The sequence below is a fragment of the Microbacterium sp. STRO-2N genome, assembly GCF_057747775.1.
This window is the reverse complement of the sequence record NZ_CM173223.1, coordinates 1874681-1892594: the sequence shown is the minus strand read 5'-3', so window position 1 is coordinate 1892594 and position 17914 is coordinate 1874681. Positions and strand designations below refer to the sequence as shown.

Below are 17914 nucleotides of genomic sequence, written 5' to 3'. Positions count from 1 at the left end.
TCGAAGTAGGGGAACCAAGATGCTGCACAAGCGCGAAAACATCCGGGACGAGATGCTCGACGAGGTCTTCTCGTCGACCGACCTGTCGATCTCGATGCCGAAGTACCGGATGCCGGATAAGGAGCATCTCGCCCGACACGCGTACCAGGTCGTCTCGGACGAGCTCATGATGGACGGCAACTCGCGGCAGAATCTGGCGACGTTCTGCCAGACCTGGCTCGAGCCGGAGGTCCGCCAGCTCATGGCTGAGACGCTCGACAAGAACATGATCGACAAGGACGAGTACCCGCAGACCGCGGCGGTCGAAGAGCGGTGCGTGCACATGCTCGCCGACCTGTGGAACTCGCCGGACGCCGCCAACACACTCGGCACGTCGACCACGGGTTCGAGCGAAGCGGCGATGCTCGGAGGAATGGCCCTGCTGTGGAACTGGCGGGCGCGCCGGCGCGCGGCCGGCAAGCCCACCGACAAGCCGAACCTCATCACCGGCCCGGTGCAGGTCTGCTGGCACAAGTTCGCCCGCTACTGGGACGTCGAGCTGCGCGAGATTCCGATGGAGGGCGAGCGGTTCCACATGAATCCCGAGGAGGTGCTCAAGCGCGTCGACGAGAACACGATCGGCGTCGTGCCGACGCTGGGCGTCACCTTCACCGGCGCCTTCGAGCCCGTCCAAGCCGTGAGCGAGGCGCTCGACGCGCACCAGGCGGAGACCGGGCTCGACATCCCGATCCACGTCGACGGCGCGAGCGGCGGCTTCCTCGCCCCGTTCACGGCGCCCGACATCGTGTGGGATTTCCGTCTGCCGCGCGTCAAGTCCATCAACACGTCGGGCCACAAGTTCGGCCTGGCGCCGTTGGGCGTGGGCTGGGTTGTATGGCGGGATGCCGCGGACCTGCCCGAAGACCTGATCTTCAACGTGAACTACCTCGGCGGGAACATGCCGACGTTCGCGCTGAACTTCTCTCGCCCCGGCGGGCAGATCGTCGCGCAGTACTACAACTTCCTGCGGCTCGGCCGCGAGGGGTACCGCAAGGTGCACCAGTCCTGCTACGACACCGCGATGTACCTCGCCGCCGAGATCGAGAAGCTCGGGCACTTCGACATCATCAACGACGGCAGCCCGCAGAACGGCATCCCGGCGGTGTCCTGGAAGCTCAAGGACGGCATGGAGCACGCATTCACGCTGTTCGACCTCGCCGACCGCCTCCGCACGCGCGGCTGGCAGGTGCCGGCGTACACGATGCCGCCGCACCGCGAGGATCTTCCGGTGCAGCGCATCCTGGTCCGCGCCGGGTTCGAACGCGACCAGGCGTCACTCCTGATGGACGACTACCGTGATGCGATCGCCCACTTCGATCGGCACCCCATCACGGTGCCGATGAGCGAGGAAGAGGCAGGAGCCTTCCACCACTGACGCGGACCCGCCGGGTCCCCGACTCCCTCAGGGGCCGCGGACCCGGCGGCGTCAACCGCTACGATCGTGCGGGTGCGCCCTCACCGAACCCGGACGACTCGACTGCGACGTGAGTCCTGGGGGTTCGCGATCGGCTCGGCGCTGTTCGCGCTGGGTGTGGTCCCTTGGTACGCCGATGCCGTCGGCGCGGTGTGGGACGCCGCGACGTTCTTCGCCGGCTCGATCTTCTTCACGCTGGCGGCGTTCATCCAGCTCGCGCTCAGCGGCAGACGCCCGCCGCATCGTTCGTCGTCACCGGCGGATTTCGCGGACTGGTGGTCGGCGGCCGTGCAGTTCGTCGGGACGCTCCTGTTCAACGTGAGCACAGCTGCCGTGCTCGTCGGGGCGATCCAGCAGTCCGGGACCGCGTCCACGGGCTGGGTCCCGGATGCCTGGGGCTCGGCCGCGTTCCTCCTCTCGAGCGGAGCCGCCCTCGTGGCGGCCTACCGGCGCCATGAGCTGTGGGACCCGGACGCGCGCACCGCCCACGGAACGTGGTTGAACATGGCAGGCTCGGTCGCGTTCGGATTCTCGGCGGTCGGCGCGTACGTGCTGCCGGCGACGGCCGAGATCTTCAATCTGCGTTGGGTGAACCTCGGCACGTTCCTCGGGGCGGTCTGCTTCTTCCTCGCCGCCGTGCTGGCGCGGCGGTCGATGGAATACGAGGGCGGTCGGTCGCGGTTGCCCTCAGCATGACGGATGCGATCAAGATCGACGTGTGGAGCGACATCGCCTGCCCCTGGTGCTACATCGGCAAGCGGAATCTCGAGAAGGGACTGGCCGAGGCATCCGCCGATGACGACGCCCCTGCGGTCGAGGTGACGTTCCATTCGTTCGAGCTGTCGCCCGACACGCCCGTGGATTTCGAGGGCGGCGAGGCCGACTACCTCGCGACGCACAAGGGCATCTCGCCGGCGCAGGCGCAGCAGATGCTCGAGCGCGTCACCGGCGTCGCGGCCGAAGCGGGCCTGGAGTACCGGTTCGACCTTCTCAAGCACACCAACACCGTGAAGGCGCACGAGCTGCTGCACTTCGCGAAGGAGCAGGGTCGTCAGCATGAGCTCGCCGAGCGGCTGATGTCGGCCTACTTCACCGAGGGACGCCACCTGGGTCGCGAAGACGAGCTCGTGGAGCTTGCGACGAATGCCGGACTCGACGCCGACGCCGCGCGCGAGGCCCTGCGCAGCGGTCGGTTCCTCGACGCGGTGCGCGCCGATCAGGCGCAGGCGACCGCGTACGGGATCAACGGCGTGCCGTTCTTCGTCATCGACGGCAAGTACGGCGTCTCGGGCGCACAGCCGCCGGAGGCGTTCGCGCAGATCGTGCGTCAGGTGTGGGCCGAGCACCTCGAGCCGGCGGCCACCGTCGGCTGATCCGTCGAGGTCATCGGGGCAGGTTGGCCTCGATGACCTCCACGATCGCCGGGTCGTCGGGCTTCGTGTTGGGGCGGAAGCGGTGCACCTCGCCCTCGGGCGTGATCACGAACTTCTCGAAGTTCCACCGCACCGGGCCCTTCTTGCCCTCTGCGTCCCGCGTCTTCTTGAGGGCCTTGTAGAGCGGGGCGGCCTTGCCGCCGTTCACCTTGACCTTGTCGAAGACCGGGAACGTCACGCCCCACGTGGTCGAGCAGTACTCGAGGATCTCGTCGATCGAGCCCGGCTCCTGCCCCATGAACTGGTTGCAGGGGAACCCGAGCACGGTGAAGCCGCGATCCGCATACGCGCGCTGCAGCTGCTCCAACTGCTCGTACTGAGGGGTCAGCCCGCACTTGGAAGCGACGTTCACCACGAGCAGCACGCTTCCCTCGAAATCGGACAGGGTCGCGGTGCCGCCGTCGGCGGTCTGGAAGGGGATGTCGCGCAGGTCGGTGGTCGTGGCCTCGGTCATATCCCCAGGCTATGCCCTCGGATTCAGCGAAGCGGCGGATTCCTCTGGGAGAATGGTTGACGTGACCACTGCCATCGCGCCCGCGCGGACTCTCCGCATCGGGCCCATCGACCTCGACGCGCCGGTGGTGCTCGCGCCGATGGCGGGGATCACCAACACCGCGTTCCGGCGCCTCTGCCGCGAGTACGGGGCCGGCCTCTACGTCAGCGAGATGATCACCACGCGCGCGCTCGTGGAGCGCAACGCGACGACGATGCGGCTCATCACGCACCACGAGTCCGAGACGCCGCGATCGATCCAGCTGTACGGCGTCGATCCTTCGACGACGGAGGCGGCGGTCCGCATGCTGGTCGAAGAGGATCGTGCCGACCACATCGACCTGAACTTCGGATGCCCCGTCCCGAAGGTGACGCGCAAAGGCGGAGGTGCCGCGCTGCCCTGGAAGATCGGGCTGTTCCGCGAGATCGTGACGCGCGCGGCACGCGCAGCGGGAGATATCCCGCTCACGGTGAAGATGCGCAAGGGCATCGACGCCGACCACCTCACCTATCTCGACGCGGGCCGCATCGCCGAGGACGCCGGCGTTGCCGCTGTCGCCCTCCACGCGCGGACCGCCTCGGAGTTCTACTCGGGGCACGCGGACTGGTCGGCGATCGCGAAGCTGAAGGACGCCGTGACAAGCATCCCGGTGCTCGGCAACGGCGACATCTGGTCGGCCGACGACGCCGAGCGCATGATGACCGAGACCGGATGCGACGGCGTCGTCGTGGGGCGCGGATGCCTCGGCCGGCCGTGGCTGTTCGGGGATCTCGCCCGTGCGCTGGGTTCGCCTGGCGCCGCGCCGACCGAGCCGGTCGACGCGACGCTGGGGTTCGTCGCCCGCGCGTTCCGCCGTCATGCGGAGCTCCTGGTCGAGTTCTTCGAGGACGAGGACCGCGGCTGTCGCGACATCCGCAAGCACGTCGCGTGGTACTTCAAGGGCTACCCGGTCGGCGGCGACGTGCGCGCGAAGCTCGCGACAGTGGCGAGCCTCGACGAGATCGACGCCCTCCTCGCGACCCTGGACCTCGAGGCCCCCTACCCGGGCGCCGCCGCCGAGGGCCAGCGCGGGCGCGCCGGCACGCCGAAGCGGCCGGCACTGCCCGACGGATGGCTGGACTCCCGTGAGCTCGGTGCCGACGCGTCCTGCGCCCTCGCCGAAGCGGAACTCGACCACAGTGGCGGCTGACCTCGTCGGCCCGTCCGACCGTCCCACCGGTTACGACGACGCGGACGCCGCCCGCTTCCACATAGAACACCACCGTTCGCAGCGAGACGACTTCGCACGGGACCGCGCACGCGTGCTCCACTCGGCCGCGCTGCGGCGCCTCGCCGCGAAGACCCAGGTGCTGAGCCCCGCGAGCCCGGCCGACTTCGCCCGCAACCGGCTGACGCACTCGCTCGAGGTCGCGCAGGTCGGACGCGAGCTGGCCACGGCGCTGGACCTTGCCGCGGACGTCGTCGACACGGCGTGCCTGAGCCATGACCTCGGGCACCCGCCGTTCGGCCACAACGGCGAGCGCGCCCTCAACGAGTGGGCCGAAGACATCGGCGGCTTCGAGGGCAACGCGCAGACGCTGCGCATCCTCACCCGGCTCGAGCCCAAGGTGATCGACGACGACGGTCGCAGCTTCGGCCTGAACCTCACACGCGCGAGCCTCGACGCGTCGTGCAAGTACCCCTGGACGGCGGATCACCCACTGCCTGATCCTGGCGGCCGCCTGAAGTTCGGGGTGTATCCCGAGGACGAGCCCGTCTTCCGCTGGCTGCGCGAGGACGCCCCTGGGCGCGTGCGGTGCATCGAGGCCGAAGTGATGGACCTCTCGGACGACATCGCCTACTCGGTGCACGACTTCGAGGACGCGATCGTCAACGGCTACCTCGATCCCGCGCGGCTCGCCGACCCGGCCGAGCACGATGCGCTGCTCACCGCGATCCAGTCATGGGTGGGCTTCGACTTCGCCCGCGACGAGCTCGAGGACGCGCTGTTCCGCCTGACCCGCATCCCGGAATGGATCGGCGTGTTCGACGGGACCCGGGCCGACCTCGCGCGTCTGAAGAACCTGACCTCGGACCTCATCGGACGCTTCGCGCGGGCCGCGACGACCGCGACGCGCGAGGCGTACGCGGCGAGCGTGCTGACGCGGTACCGTGGCCACCTCGTCGTGCCACGCGTGGTCGAGGCCGAGATGGCGGTGCTCAAGGGCATCATCGGCGCCGCGGTCGTGTCGATCGAAGGACGCAAGGATCTCTACAAGGAGCAGCGCCGCCTGCTGAAGCGACTGGCGACCGCGCTGTGGGAGCGGCCCGAGGCGCTCGACGCGCTCCACGGGCAGGACTTCGCGGCGGCCGAGACGGATGCCGCACGCCGGCGCGTTGTCGTGGACCAGGTCGCGAGCCTCACCGATCAGCTGGCGATCGCATGGCATGGCGCCCTCATCGCGCCGGTGGACGCGGCATCCGTCGGCGTCTGGGCACCGGGCGCACGCCCCGTCGACGCCCGATCGCGCGAGGACCGCTGATGGCGGGGCGGATCCGTCAGGCCGACGTCGACGAGGTGAAGGCGCGGACCAACATCGCCGACATCATCGGCGAGCGCGTCGCACTGAAGTCGGCGGGCGTGGGCTCGCTGAAGGGCCTGTGCCCCTTCCACGACGAGCGCAGTCCGAGCTTCAACGTGCGCCCTCAGGCGGGCTTCTACCACTGCTTCGGCTGTGGCGAGTCGGGTGACGTGTACTCGTTCCTGCGCGCCATGGACCATGTGTCGTTCACCGAGGCGGTCGAGCGTCTCGCCGCGCGCATCGGTTACACGCTGCACTACGAGGACGGCGGCGCGGCGCCCGAGCACAGCGGTCGCGCGCGGCTGTACGCCGCGAACGCCGCCGCCGCGGAGTACTTCCGCGGGCAGCTCACGTCGTCCGAGGCCGACATCGCGCGCCGATTCCTCGGTCAGCGCGGCTTCGACGCCGGCGCCGCCGCGCATTTCGGCGTCGGTTACGCGCCGAAGGGCTGGTCGTCGATGCACGCGGCACTGCGGTCGCAGGGCTTCAGCGACGAGGAGCTCAGTTCGGCGGGGCTCGTCTCGCAGGGCCAGCGCGGGGTGTACGACCGCTTCCGTGGCAGGGTCGTGTGGCCGATCCGCGACGTCACCGGTCAGGTGATCGGGTTCGGGGCCCGGAAGCTCTTCGACGACGACCAGGGGCCGAAGTACCTGAACACGCCCGAGACGACGATCTACAAGAAGGCACAGGTGCTGTACGGCCTCGACCTGGCCAAGCGCGACATCTCGCGGGAGCACCGCGTCGTCGTGGTCGAGGGCTACACCGACGTCATGGCCTGTCACCTGGCTGGCATCACGACGGCCGTCGCCACGTGCGGCACCGCGTTCGGCTCCGACCACATCACCGTGCTCCGCCGCGTGATGGGCGACGACTCGACCGCGGGCGAAGTAGTGTTCACGTTCGATCCGGACGCCGCCGGCCAGAAGGCCGCGCTCCGCGCCTTCGCCGACGCCAAGCGGTTCAACGCCCAGACCTACGTCGCCACCGGACCGGAGGGGCTCGACCCCTGCGACCTGCGGCTCGCTCGCGGCGACGGCGCGGTGCGCGCGCTCGTCGACACGAAGGTGCCGATGGTGGAGTTCGTGCTCGACCAGCGCATCTCCGGCTTCGACCTCGCGAGCGTGGAGGGACGCGTCGGTGCCCTGCGAGCCGCGGCTCCCGTGGTCGCCGAGCTGCGTGACCCGCTGCTGCAGCCCGAGTACGTGCGCGTGCTCGCACGCCGTCTCGGCATGGACACCGAGGACGTCCGCCGCGAGGTGGACCGCGCGGGGCGAGGTGGGGGCTCACGGCGCGAGGGCGCGCACGAGCCGGCTCCGGCGCCCGCGCCCGGTGGCGACGCCGCGCTGCGGGTCGGGCTCGCCGAGCTGCCGCGCACGCCGGAGGCGGGGCTCGAACGCGATGCGCTGATGGGCGTGCTCCAGTTCGGGCATCGCCTCGACGCGGCCCTGGTCGAGCGCGCGCTCGAACCGCCGTTCCGCCATCCCGCGCTCGATGCCGTCCGGATCGCCGTGCGCGGGGCCGCCGACAGGCAGCGGCCCGGATGGGCCGTCGACGCGATCGACACGGTCCGCGAGCCCTACCGCACCCTCGGCGCGGAGCTGTTGGCGGGAGACTTTCCGGCCCTGAACGACGATGCCGCGGTGACGTCGGCAGGCGACCTGCTGCGACGACTCGTGATGAGAGCCCTCGATCGCGAGAAGGCCGAGCTGCTCGGTGCGATCCAGCGCGTGCCCGCGGACTCGGACGAGGGCCGCGGTATCCGCATCCGGCTGCGCGAGCTGGACGTCCGGCGACGAACCCTCCTCGAAGAGGTGTGACGCGCCGCGCGGCTGGCGCGGACGACCCGCGCACGGCAGGATGAGGGGCATGGCCCGACGACGAGACGCCGATGTCGCGATCCACTGCTCGGACATCTCGATCGCACGCGCCGGGCGCGGCGGATCGGCTGCGCGCGTCATCGACGGCGTCTCCTTCACGCTCGATCACGGCGCCACCCTCGCCGTCATGGGCCCCACCGGCGCAGGCAAGTCATCGCTGGCCGCCGTTCTCGCGGGCGCGGACGAGTCCGGTCTCGCCGTCGTCGGCGGCACGGCGCACGTCGAGGGCATCCCGGTGCGTCGTCCGGGCCGCGCCCAGCGTCTGCTGACCTATTACTGCGGGTACCTTCCGCAGTCCGCGGGCGCACGCCTGCCCGCGCGTCTCACCGTCGCCGAGGTGATCGGGGAGCCGATCACGAGCCGGGACCGGAGGGTGAACCAGCGGGCCCTCGCGGTGCGCGTGTCGGCTCTGCTCGACGAGATGATGCTTCCGCTCGGCGTGGCCGCGAAGTACCCGTACGAGCTCAGCGCCGGCATGCGCCAGCGTGTCGCATTCGCGCGGGCGCTCGTCCTCCAGCCTCGCGTGCTGATCGCCGACGAGCCGTTCGCGAATCTCGATGTCGAGGTGCGCAAGGCGGCGCGGGAGGCGATTGTGCGCCGGCGCCGAGACTTCGGCATGGCCACCCTCGTCGTGACGAACGAGGCGGACGTCGTGCGAGATCTGGACGCCGATGTGCTCGTGCTTCGCGGCGGCCACGCCGTCGCGTACGGTCACGGCACCCGCGACCTGCTCTGGACTCCGAGCGCCTCGGCCGACCGGCGCCTCGTCGGGTCGTGATCGTCGGCGGTCGATGTCATGACCACCCCGTGAGCTTTGCTAATATGGACTGGTTGCCCGCGCGAGAGCGCGGACATTCCTCCATAGCTCAATTGGCAGAGCAATCGGCTGTTAACCGATAGGTTCTTGGTTCGAGTCCAAGTGGGGGAGCGAAAGCCCCGAGGCTCCACCCTCGGGGCTTTCTTCGTGTCAGGCGTCGAGATCGTCGACGCCGGGCGTCCAGGACTGCCCAGGACGACCCCAGCCACGCTTGCGGGCGATCTTCTGCACGGTCTTCCAGTCCCCGTCGCCGAGACGGTCGACGTACAGCACGCCGTCGAGATGGTCGAACTCGTGCTGCATGATGCGGGCACGCCACCCGTCGACCTCGATCCGAACGGGCTCGCCGTCGAGGTCGATGCCGGTCACGAGGACCTCCTCGGACCGACGGAGCGGGAACCGCTCGCCCGGGAACGACAGGCATCCCTCGGACTCCTCATCGGGATCCGGTTCGCCGGGCTCGGTCGGGCGCATCCACAGCTCGGGGTTGATGATCACGCCGCGCCAGGGGGCGCCGTCGTCGTCGGCGTACGAGTACGTGTAGAGCCGCAGGGGCACGCCGACCTGCGGGGCCGCGAGGCCCACGCCGGGTGCGGCATCCATCGTCTCGAACATGTCCGCGACCAGCTCGCGGATCTCGTCGGTGATCGCCTCGACGGGCGATGCGGGGGAATGGAGGACGGGATCGCCCATGATGCGAATCGGGAGAACGGCCACGCCTCGAGCCTATCGGGGGCACCTGCGGCTAGTGTCGTCATGTGGTGTGGACCGTGGCAGAGCTCGAGGACGTCGGCGATCAGCTCGTCGGCGCGTTCCAGAACCCCGGCATCCTCATCGGGATTCCGCTCGCGCTGCTCGGTGCCGTGTTCATGTCGTTCGGCGCGCAGTACCAGCACCGGGGCGTGACGAAGGTCGAGCGGCTGAGCGGCTCGACGGCGAACCAGGGGCTCGGCGCAGGGCAGCTGCTGAAGCTGCTGTCCCGCCCGTCGTGGGTGATCGGCACGCTCATGCTCGCGCTTGCGATCGTCTGCCAGCTGTCGGCCCTCGCGTTCGCGCCGCTCATCGTGGTGCAGCCACTCGGCGCGATCGCGCTCGTCATCACGACGCTCCTGAACGCCCAGATCAGCGGACACCGACCGACGAAGCGGTCGCTCATCGCCATCGCCGCGTGCGTGGGCGGCATCTTCCTGTTCGTCACGATCGCCGCCCTGTTCGCGACGGAGAAGCCGGTCTCGAACGGACAGCTCATCACGATCCTCATCCTGCTGGGCATCGTGACCATCGTCTTCGCCGGGTTGTGGATCTGGTTCCGCAAGCGCGTCGGAGCGCTCTTCTACATCACCGCGGCCGGGGTGATCTACGGATTCGTGGCGACGCTCGCCAAGGTCGTCATCGTGCGCGTCCAGACCGGCGACTTCGACTGGCTCACCTTCGTCTGCCTCGCCGCTCTGATCCTCAGTGCGATCGTCGGCGCCTACTTCGTGCAGACGGCGTATTCCTCGGGGCCGCCTGACCTGGTCGTCGCAGGCCTCACGGTGGTCGATCCGCTCGTGGCGATCCTGATCGGCCTGCTGGTGCTGCAGGAGGCCGCAGGAGCGCCGCTGTGGGTGTACATCGCCTTCGGCATCGCGGGGGCGATCTCGGTGTGGGGCGTCTTCCAGCTGGCGCGGCATCATCCTCAGATCGTCAGCGACAGTCAGGAGCTGCCGATCCAGCGCGGCAGCGGGGGAGTGGCGGATGCCGCTCACCCGCGCACCGGCTCCATCCGGGTCACCGAGGCCGTCGCCAAGGTGTGGCCCGAGCCGCCTGTGAAGGATCCGGCGGACGACGCAGGACAGCGCTGACGCCGCCATCGCGAGACCCCGGGTAGGCTCTTCTGCGCACGCATGTGCAAGGGGCGGTGGCCAAGCTGGTCAAGGCAGCGGGCTCATAACCCGACGATCGTGGGTTCAAGTCCCACCCGCCCTACAACTCGAGCGCGCTCGGACGCCGGCTTCGTGGGCTGCGGTCCGTCGGCATGCTCATCGACGATCCGCCCGGTGAACTCGTCCGTCATGCGGCGCGTCCGCGCCCGAAGTGAGGCGGACGTCGACCCGGCCGCGATGCGCGGACGCGGCCCCAGGTGAGAGTTCGTTCACCATCCTTACTTTCGGAGGGGGCGCTCTGTCGCGTCCGCCGGCGTTCCGTGTAGCGTCATCGGCATCACACTGTCCCTGGCTCCCCACGGAGGCGAACAATGAAGTTCTTGCAGAGGCTCGGACGATCGATCATGCTCCCGGTGGCCGTGCTGCCGGTCGCGGCGATCCTGTCGGGCATCGGTTTCTGGATCAGCAACGGCGGGAAGAATCCGAACCTCGTCTCGACGTTCCTCGACGCGGCGGGCGGGTCGCTGCTCGGGAACATGGCCCTGCTCTTCGCGGTGGGCATCTCCATCGGCATGGCGAACAAGTCCGACGGCACCTCCGCTCTCGCCGGTCTCGTGTCGTGGCTCGTCGTCACGACGCTCCTCAAGCCCGAGACGGTGATGCTCTTCACCGGCGTCGGCAACGTCAACGAGGTCGACCCCGCGTTCCTGCGGGTGCAGAACGTGTTCGTCGGCATCATCTGCGGTCTGATCGGCGCGTGGTGCTACAACAGGTTCAAGGACACCAAGCTGCCCGACGCGCTGTCGTTCTTCTCGGGCAAGCGCTCCGTCGCGATCGTCACCGCGGGCTTCTCGCTCGTGCTCGCGATCATCCTCTTCTTCGTATGGCCCTTCGTTTACACCGCGCTCGTCGGGTTCGGAGAGTGGATCGTCACGCTCGGCGCATTCGGCACGGGCATCTACGGCTTCCTCAACCGCCTGCTGATCCCCGTCGGCCTCCACCACGCACTGAACTCGGTGTTCTGGTTCGACGTCGCCGGCATCAACGACCTGAACAACTTCCTCGACGGAACGGGCACGTACGGAGTGACGGGCCAGTACATGACGGGCTTCTTCCCGATCATGATGTTCGGGCTGCCGGGCGCGGCTCTCGCGATGTACCTGACGGCCAAGACGACGCGCAAGAAGCTCGCGTACGGCATCCTCCTCGGCGGCGCCATCTCGTCGTTCTTCGTCGGCGTGACCGAGCCGCTCGAGTTCGCCTTCATGTTCCTGGCCCCCGTGCTGTACCTCGTGCACGCGGTCTTCACGGGCATCTCGATGGCGATCAGTCAGATACTCCCCGTGCGCATGGGCTTCGGCTTCTCGGGCGGATTCGTCGATCTCGTCCTCGGCTGGATGAATCCGATGGCCCAGAATCCCTGGCTGATCCCGGTGATGGGTCTGTTCTGGTTCGGCATCTACTTCGTGGTCTTCTACTTCTTCATCAAGCGCTTCAACCTGAAGACGCCGGGACGCGAGGACGACGACATCCTCGGAGAGGGCACCGAGTTCGACACCCACGTCAAGGACGACGCCTATCTCGTGACGGCCGGCCGATTCATCGACGCCCTCGGCGGCAGACAGAACATCGTCGAGCTCGACAACTGCGCCACGCGCCTGAGAATGGAGGTCGCCGACGTCTCGAAGGTCGACGACACCGCGCTCAAGCGGGCCGGCGCTGCGGGCACCATGAAGCCCGGCGGCAAGTCCGTCCAGGTCGTCTACGGGCTCAACGTCCAGTTCGTGAAGGATGCGATGGAGCGGATCATATCGGGCGAGGCCACGGTGCCCGAAGGCGCTGCCCCCGAGGCCGCGTCGACGTCGACCGCGGCGTCGGTGGACGCCGGGGGAGGCGGCGTCCTCACCGCCGCACCGGCGACGACGATCTCGCTCCGGCAGCCGCTGGAGGGCAAGGTCGTTCCGCTCTCAGAGGTGCCCGACCCGACGTTCGGGCAGGGGATCATGGGCCCGGGTGTCGCGATCGAGCCCACAGGCGACACAGTCGTGGCACCCGCGGATGCGACGGTCGGCGCCACGTTCGAGAGCAGCCACGCGGTGGCCCTCGTCCTTCGGGACGGCACGGAGCTGCTCATCCACGTCGGCATCGACACCGTCGGCATGAAGGGCGACGGATTCGAGACCCTCGTGGAGAAGGGGCAGTCCGTGAGTGCCGGCACGCCGCTGCTGCGATTCGACCTCGACCGCATCCGCGCTGCCGGGCACCCAGCCATCACGCCGGTGATCGTCCTCAACAACGAGAACGCGACGATCGAGTTCTCATAGGACCGGCGAAGGCGGTGACGGATGCCGCGGCATCCGTCACCGCCTGTCACATGGCGTTGCCGATGTAGGAGTACTTGACGAACACCTCGGGGGCGATCCCCGCCTCGTCGAGGACCCCCTGCACGGCGCTCAGCATGTAGCTGGAGTCCCACCCCATGTACAGCGAGTGCTCGTCGTCCAGCCGGTCCCACTGCCCGTTCCAGGACTGTGCGGTGTAAACGGGACCACCACGGCGCGCGCTGTACGAGACGACGGCATCGCGAGCGTCGGCCCAGAGTCGCTTGAACACGCGGTTGAAGAGGTGCTTGACGTCGTACACCTCCCAGTGCTCGCCGCAGTACTCGACGTACGACCACTCGCGGTGCCACCCGGGCGGCCACCCGCGTCGGCGCACGGCGTCGAGGATGGGCGTGAGGCCGTCGTCGTCGATCGCCGGTCCGCCGGGGCGGCGCCACACCTGCACGAACCGGTCGGTCAGCCGGGCGGAGCGCTCGGCGATCGCGGCGGTTCCCCACGCGGGCAGCTCAGCCAGTTCCGTCGTGGTGCGGACGGCGCTGCGCGCGTACAGGCTCTTCTTCTCGGGGAACGACCGGTCGAAGGCACGAAGGGCGAGATCCTCCTCGAGGACGGTGAGGTTGCCGATCGTGTGCGCGAGCGCGCGGTGGCTGTTCTGCTCGTCCTCGGTGTACGACGACCACTCCCGCACGCCGTCGCCCGACCACGAGTCGCCCGGTGCGAGAGGGAAGATGTGCTCGAGGTCGAGGTCCGCCGCGCCGTCGACGCCGGCGAGGCGACCCAGCACGTAGGTCGCGTGGGGGAGCTCGGAGTACTTCAACGCGACGGCGATGCGCTCATCGGACGGCGTGATACGCGACACCGCCGTGACGAGCGCGCCGTAGCCTTGCTCGCGCGCGCGGCAGAGCCGCGCGACCAGACGCTCGACGCCGGTGCCCACGACGGAGCGACGCACGAGCAGCGACTGCACCATCTCGAGGGTCTCGATGAGCTCGGTGCGATCGATCCTGCCCAGCTCGAGATCGCGGTACGCCCGCATGACGAGGGGGTACATCGCCGAGCCGAACGTGTTGAGGTAGCGCAGCTGGCGGGCGACATCGGCGTCAGGGGCCTGTGCGGGATCGAGGAGGATCCGGTACACACGCGCCAGCGCGCGCCACTCCTCGGCGTGCGAGACGAGGTCGGCGAACTCGAGCCGCGGGAACTCGTGCCGGAACGCGTCGTAGACGCCGCGGCCGCCGACCACGGTCACCTCGCGGCCCGTGCGCATGGTGAGGTACTGGCGCCAGAAGTCGGCGATCGCCTCGCCCGTGTCCCGCTCGATCGGCTGCCAGCACTCCGACTCGATCCGGCGCTGCTCTGCGTGGTTCAAGCCCATCAACACGTAGTTGTGGATGAGCTCGTGGTCGCGCAGAGGCTCGCCCGTGGAGTTGAGGCTCTCGAAGATCTGCTGCGCGTTGGCTCCGGCCCCCAGCGTGATCGCCACGTGCTCGAGCTTCTGAAGGCCGCGCCAGATGTGCGGCGCCTCGTCGAGGCTGATCTGACTGCGGAAGAACGCGTAGTTGTCGTCGAAGCGCGAGTCGCGCTGCTCGCCGCGTGCGAGCGGCAGATCCAGTACGACGCGCTCGAACACCGAAGCCCACGCCGGATGCGGACGCAGCTTCGTGCGGGAAGGATCCTTCGAGTGAACCAGCACGCGCTGCAGCTCATCGGCGAGCTCGGGATGCGCGGCGCGCACGGTGTGCTGGAGCGCCGCGACGAGCAGCATGAGGGTCGTGGTGCGCTGCTGGCCGTCGATCAGCACGAGCTCGGTGTCGCCGAACTCGGCGCTCGACGAAGACAGGATCGAGCCGATGAAGTGCATGTGGCGATCGTCGAGGTCTGCCACCGCGCGGATATCGGCCAGGAGCTGCTCGCAGCCGCCGATGTCCCACCGGTACTGCCGCTGGTAGACCGGGACGACGATCGTCCAGTCCGCGGCTGACAGCCACCCGATCGTGTTGACGGCGGTCGCGTCGACGTTCGTGGCAGTGACCATGGCCCATCCAGTCTATGGGCGCGGCCCCGCCGCCGGCCGCACGGGGCGACGCATCCGAGGGCTGCCAGGGCGCCGATGTAGGCTTGCCTAAGTTGAGCCTGTAAAAACGCGCTGGCTCACTGACCGAAAGGCATGATTCGTCATGGGTTACATCAAGTCCGCCGCTCTCGAAGAGACCGGCTTCGTGGTGCTCGACTCCTACAACGAGGAGATCGACCCACAGGAATGGCTGTCCATCGAGTACGTCGACTGGAAGTCCTCGGGTGACACCCGCTTCGCGCCGCTGGCCTCGGCCAAGGGCGAGATCGAGTGCAACGGCTTCTGGAACCACACGCCGCCGCGCACCGACAAGGACGGCGTCTGGATCCCGTCGCAGACCGAGAAGGCCCCGACTCTGACGCGCCGCGCGCAGGAGCCGGGTGCGAATGTCGGCCGCTGCCGCATCATCGAGCTGCAGCCCAACAGCTACGCCGACGCTCTGTACAACCTGCACCAGGACGACAACAACCGACTGAACCCTGACGGCACCGGCTGGGTCGTGCGCGGGTTCTTCAACCTCACCGACGACAAGAACAGCTACTTCGTGCTGCGCGAGAACCGCACCGACCCCAGCATCGAGTACCGCGTCGCGCTTCCCGCCGGTGCGCAGCTCATCGTCGACACGCAGCGCCTGTGGCACGCGGTGCACCACGACGGCGACGAGCCCCGCTACTGCCTCATCACGTCGTGGGAGTCCGGCCCCGAGCTCGACGCGTACATGGAGAAGTACCACGCCCGGCCGACGACCGACCAGTTCGAGGTCCCGCAGGACGTGCTCGACGCCGGACAGGCCGAGCAGGCCCGCCGTGACGCCGCCCGCGCGGCGTACTACGCAGCCAAGGGCAAGGCCGAGGTCCAGGCGATGAGCGAGGCCTGAGTCCCGATCCTCGTCCGAGAGCCGCGAGAGGGCGGTCGAATCACACTCTTGTGATTCGACCGCCCTCTCCGCGATAATGGCGACAGCACAACCGAACAGCATCGCTGTGATCCGGAGTTCAGGTCGTTGGGGAAGACGCACCTGAAGAACGGAGAGAACATGGCGACACCACAGGCGCGTGGGGTGATCTACATCCACTCCGCGCCACGAGCGTTGTGCCCCCACCTGGAGTGGGCAGTCGGTCGTGCCCTCGGGCGCGCGGTCAGCTTCGACTGGGTGGACCAGCCGGTGCTCGCCGGCAGCCGTCGCAGCGAGTTCTACTGGGAAGGCTCCGCCGGCACGGGCGCCGCCCTGGCGACGGCGATCCGTGGATGGGAGCATCTGCGGTTCGAGGTCACCGAGGATCCGACGCCTCGCAGCGACGGCGGCCGTTGGCTGCACACGCCGGGCCTCGGCATCCACTACGCACAGATCGACTCCGCCGGCAACGTCGTCATCGGCGAGGACCGCATCCGCTATGCGATGGAGATCGCAGGCGGCGACGCGTTCGAACTGCAGCGCGAACTCCATGTCGCACTGGGCGCCGCGTGGGACGAAGAGCTCGAGCCGTTCCGCCACGCGAGCGATGACGCGCCCGTGGTCTGGCTCCACAAGGTCGGATGAGCTGAGACCCGTCGCTTACGTGCGGCGACCGGTCTTCGGGACACGGGCGGGGCGAGGCGTGACTACCGGATGCCGGTGAACTGACTCCTGGCGCTGGGAAAGCGAATCGCCACCGCCCGTATCGACAAGACGCCCCCGGTGGCTTCCCGGGGGCGTCTCGTCGTGCGTGTGTCAGACCGAGGCGAATGCGGCGACCGCGTTGTGGCCGCCGAATCCGAACGAGTTGCTGATCGCCAGTTGCTGGCCGTCCCCGAGCGGGACGGTCTCGCCCGAGATGCGGAACGGCACCTCCGGATCCTGCGTGGTGATGTTGATCGTGGGCGGTGCCACGCGATTCTGGATCGCGAGCACGGTGAAGATCGCCTCCAGAGCACCCGTGCCGCCGAGCAGGTGCCCCGTCGACGCCTTCGTCGCCGAGACCGGGATCTCGTCGATCCGAGCGCCGAAGACGGTCTTGAGCGCCGTGTACTCGTTCGGGTCCCCGACCGGGGTCGACGTCGCGTGTGCGTTGATGTGCGTCACGTCGTCGGGAGAGGCATCCGCCATCTCCAAGGCCATGCGCACCGCGCGGGACGCGCCGAGGCCCTCGGGGTCGTTGGCCGTGATGTGGTACGAGTCCGCCGTCACTCCGCCGCCGAGGACCGTGGCGTAGATCTTCGCGCCGCGGGCACGAGCGTGCTCCTCGGTCTCGAGGATGAGCACGCCTGCGCCCTCGCCCATGACGAAGCCGTCACGGTCGACGCTGCACGGCCGCGAGGCGGTGGCCGGGTCGTCGTTGCGGCGCGACAGCGCCTGCATCGACGAGAACGCCGCGATCGTGATGGGGTGGATCGTCGACTCGGTGCCGCCTGCGATCACGACATCGGCAAGACCGGCGCGCAAGTGCTCGACCGCGTTCACGATCGACTCGGTGCTCGAGGCGCAGGCGCTGGCGACAGTGCGGGCGTACGCCCGGGCGTTGAAGTGGAGCGAGAGGTTCCCGGCCGCCGCGTTGGGCATGAGCATCGGGACCGTCATCGGCAGGACGCGGCGAGGACCCTTCTCGCGTAGGGTGTCCCACGCATCCAGCAGCGTCCACAGGCCGCCGATGCCGGTCGCGAAGTCGACGCCGAGGCGCTCGGGCTCGATCTCGGGGCTGCCGGCATCCGCCCATGCCTCCATCGCGGCGACCAGCGCGAACTGCGACGAGGGGTCGAGGCGCTTCGCCACCGGCCGCTCGAGGACGGTATCGGGACGGACCTTCGCCTCGGCGGCGAACGTGACGGGCAGCTGGTACTGCTCTACCCAGTCGTACTCGAGGGTCCGCGCGCCCGAGGCGCCGTCCAGGAGTGCGGCCCAGCTCTCGGGTGCCGTGCCGCCCAGGGGCGACGACGCGCCGATGCCGGTGACGACGATGCGTGAGGTGCTCATGTGTGGTGGAAAGTCCTCGTAGATGTGCCGGTGGGGGCCGAAGCCCCCA

The 17914-nt window shown here is 68.9% G+C and carries 15 protein-coding genes and 2 tRNA genes; 13 read left to right on the top strand and 4 right to left on the bottom strand.

The window, feature by feature from the left end; all coding sequences use genetic code 11:
• Positions 1 to 19 precede the first annotated feature (19 nt).
• From gad to AC3ANN_RS08795, 3 genes are all read left to right on the top strand, one after another.
• Entirely contained in the window at positions 20 to 1414 is a 1395-nt protein-coding gene (gene gad / locus AC3ANN_RS08805; protein WP_488340595.1) for a glutamate decarboxylase, read from the top strand.
• Positions 1415 to 1486: 72 nt separating this feature from the next.
• Positions 1487 to 2149 (top strand): hypothetical protein, encoded by a 663-nt coding sequence (locus AC3ANN_RS08800; protein WP_488340594.1) that lies wholly within the window; start codon positions 1487 to 1489, stop codon positions 2147 to 2149.
• Positions 2146 to 2826, top strand: coding sequence for a DsbA family oxidoreductase (locus AC3ANN_RS08795; RefSeq protein WP_488340593.1), 681 nt, complete (start codon positions 2146 to 2148; stop codon positions 2824 to 2826). The genes AC3ANN_RS08800 and AC3ANN_RS08795 overlap by 4 nt, the downstream gene beginning before the upstream one ends.
• A gap of 10 nt (positions 2827 to 2836) precedes the next feature.
• Here AC3ANN_RS08795 and AC3ANN_RS08790 read toward each other — a convergent pair whose 3' ends face one another.
• Entirely contained in the window at positions 2837 to 3340 is a 504-nt protein-coding gene (locus AC3ANN_RS08790; RefSeq protein ID WP_488340592.1) for a glutathione peroxidase, read from the bottom strand.
• A gap of 52 nt (positions 3341 to 3392) precedes the next feature.
• Between AC3ANN_RS08790 and dusB the strand changes: the two genes are divergently transcribed.
• From dusB to AC3ANN_RS08765, 5 genes are all read left to right on the top strand, one after another.
• Positions 3393 to 4568: a tRNA dihydrouridine synthase DusB gene (gene dusB, locus AC3ANN_RS08785; protein WP_488340591.1), complete on the top strand. Its 1176-nt coding sequence runs from the start codon at positions 3393 to 3395 to the stop codon at positions 4566 to 4568.
• Positions 4558 to 5901, top strand: a complete 1344-nt coding sequence (locus AC3ANN_RS08780; protein ID WP_488340590.1) for a deoxyguanosinetriphosphate triphosphohydrolase — start codon at positions 4558 to 4560, stop codon at positions 5899 to 5901. The genes dusB and AC3ANN_RS08780 overlap by 11 nt, the downstream gene beginning before the upstream one ends.
• Entirely contained in the window at positions 5901 to 7757 is a 1857-nt protein-coding gene (gene dnaG / locus AC3ANN_RS08775; protein ID WP_488340589.1) for a DNA primase, read from the top strand. The genes AC3ANN_RS08780 and dnaG overlap by 1 nt, the downstream gene beginning before the upstream one ends.
• 49 nt (positions 7758 to 7806) lie before the next feature.
• On the top strand, positions 7807 to 8595 hold the full coding sequence (locus tag AC3ANN_RS08770) for an ATP-binding cassette domain-containing protein (protein ID WP_488340588.1): 789 nt from the start codon (positions 7807 to 7809) through the stop codon (positions 8593 to 8595).
• A gap of 77 nt (positions 8596 to 8672) precedes the next feature.
• Positions 8673 to 8745: transfer RNA gene (locus tag AC3ANN_RS08765), tRNA-Asn, on the top strand.
• A gap of 39 nt (positions 8746 to 8784) precedes the next feature.
• Here the strand turns inward: AC3ANN_RS08765 and def are convergent.
• Positions 8785 to 9351, bottom strand: a complete 567-nt coding sequence (gene def / locus AC3ANN_RS08760) for a peptide deformylase (RefSeq protein WP_488340587.1) — start codon at positions 9349 to 9351, stop codon at positions 8785 to 8787.
• 41 nt (positions 9352 to 9392) lie between these two features.
• Here def and AC3ANN_RS08755 point away from each other — a divergent pair, with 41 nt between their 5' ends.
• From AC3ANN_RS08755 to nagE, 3 genes are all read left to right on the top strand, one after another.
• Positions 9393 to 10478 carry a DMT family transporter gene (locus AC3ANN_RS08755; protein WP_488340586.1) on the top strand — a complete coding sequence of 362 codons (1086 nt, stop codon included), beginning with the start codon at positions 9393 to 9395 and terminating at the stop codon, positions 10476 to 10478.
• A gap of 50 nt (positions 10479 to 10528) precedes the next feature.
• Positions 10529 to 10602: transfer RNA gene (locus AC3ANN_RS08750), tRNA-Ile, on the top strand.
• Between the two features lie 268 nt (positions 10603 to 10870).
• Positions 10871 to 12823 carry an N-acetylglucosamine-specific PTS transporter subunit IIBC gene (nagE, locus tag AC3ANN_RS08745; RefSeq protein ID WP_488340585.1) on the top strand — a complete coding sequence of 651 codons (1953 nt, stop codon included), beginning with the start codon at positions 10871 to 10873 and terminating at the stop codon, positions 12821 to 12823.
• A gap of 46 nt (positions 12824 to 12869) precedes the next feature.
• On the opposite strand, the gene AC3ANN_RS08740 is transcribed toward nagE, so the two are convergent.
• On the bottom strand, positions 12870 to 14876 hold the full coding sequence (locus tag AC3ANN_RS08740; RefSeq protein WP_488340584.1) for a DUF262 domain-containing protein: 2007 nt from the start codon (positions 14874 to 14876) through the stop codon (positions 12870 to 12872).
• Positions 14877 to 15018: 142 nt separating this feature from the next.
• Between AC3ANN_RS08740 and AC3ANN_RS08735 the strand changes: the two genes are divergently transcribed.
• Positions 15019 to 15792, top strand: a complete 774-nt coding sequence (locus AC3ANN_RS08735; protein WP_488340583.1) for a hypothetical protein — start codon at positions 15019 to 15021, stop codon at positions 15790 to 15792.
• A 159-nt stretch (positions 15793 to 15951) separates the two neighbouring features.
• Complete coding sequence (locus AC3ANN_RS08730; RefSeq protein WP_488340582.1) at positions 15952 to 16455, top strand: DUF3145 domain-containing protein; 504 nt, start codon at positions 15952 to 15954, stop codon at positions 16453 to 16455.
• A 171-nt stretch (positions 16456 to 16626) separates the two neighbouring features.
• On the opposite strand, the gene AC3ANN_RS08725 is transcribed toward AC3ANN_RS08730, so the two are convergent.
• Entirely contained in the window at positions 16627 to 17865 is a 1239-nt protein-coding gene (locus AC3ANN_RS08725) for a beta-ketoacyl-[acyl-carrier-protein] synthase family protein (protein WP_488340581.1), read from the bottom strand.
• Positions 17866 to 17914 lie beyond the last annotated feature (49 nt).

What these genes read in the sequence shown, in the direction of transcription:
- gad (WP_488340595.1), top strand. Translation starts at nt 20, where the DNA reads ATGCTGCACAAGCGCGAAAACATCCGGGACGAGATGCTCGACGAGGTC.
- AC3ANN_RS08795 (WP_488340593.1), top strand. Translation starts at nt 2,146, where the DNA reads ATGACGGATGCGATCAAGATCGACGTGTGGAGCGACATCGCCTGCCCC.
- AC3ANN_RS08790 (WP_488340592.1), bottom strand. Translation starts at nt 3,340, where the DNA reads ATGACCGAGGCCACGACCACCGACCTGCGCGACATCCCCTTCCAGACC.
- dusB (WP_488340591.1), top strand. Translation starts at nt 3,393, where the DNA reads ATGGTTGACGTGACCACTGCCATCGCGCCCGCGCGGACTCTCCGCATC.
- dnaG (WP_488340589.1), top strand. Translation starts at nt 5,901, where the DNA reads ATGGCGGGGCGGATCCGTCAGGCCGACGTCGACGAGGTGAAGGCGCGG.
- AC3ANN_RS08770 (WP_488340588.1), top strand. Translation starts at nt 7,807, where the DNA reads ATGGCCCGACGACGAGACGCCGATGTCGCGATCCACTGCTCGGACATC.
- nagE (WP_488340585.1), top strand. Translation starts at nt 10,871, where the DNA reads ATGAAGTTCTTGCAGAGGCTCGGACGATCGATCATGCTCCCGGTGGCC.
- AC3ANN_RS08740 (WP_488340584.1), bottom strand. Translation starts at nt 14,876, where the DNA reads ATGGTCACTGCCACGAACGTCGACGCGACCGCCGTCAACACGATCGGG.
- AC3ANN_RS08735 (WP_488340583.1), top strand. Translation starts at nt 15,019, where the DNA reads ATGGGTTACATCAAGTCCGCCGCTCTCGAAGAGACCGGCTTCGTGGTG.
- AC3ANN_RS08730 (WP_488340582.1), top strand. Translation starts at nt 15,952, where the DNA reads ATGGCGACACCACAGGCGCGTGGGGTGATCTACATCCACTCCGCGCCA.
- AC3ANN_RS08725 (WP_488340581.1), bottom strand. Translation starts at nt 17,865, where the DNA reads ATGAGCACCTCACGCATCGTCGTCACCGGCATCGGCGCGTCGTCGCCC.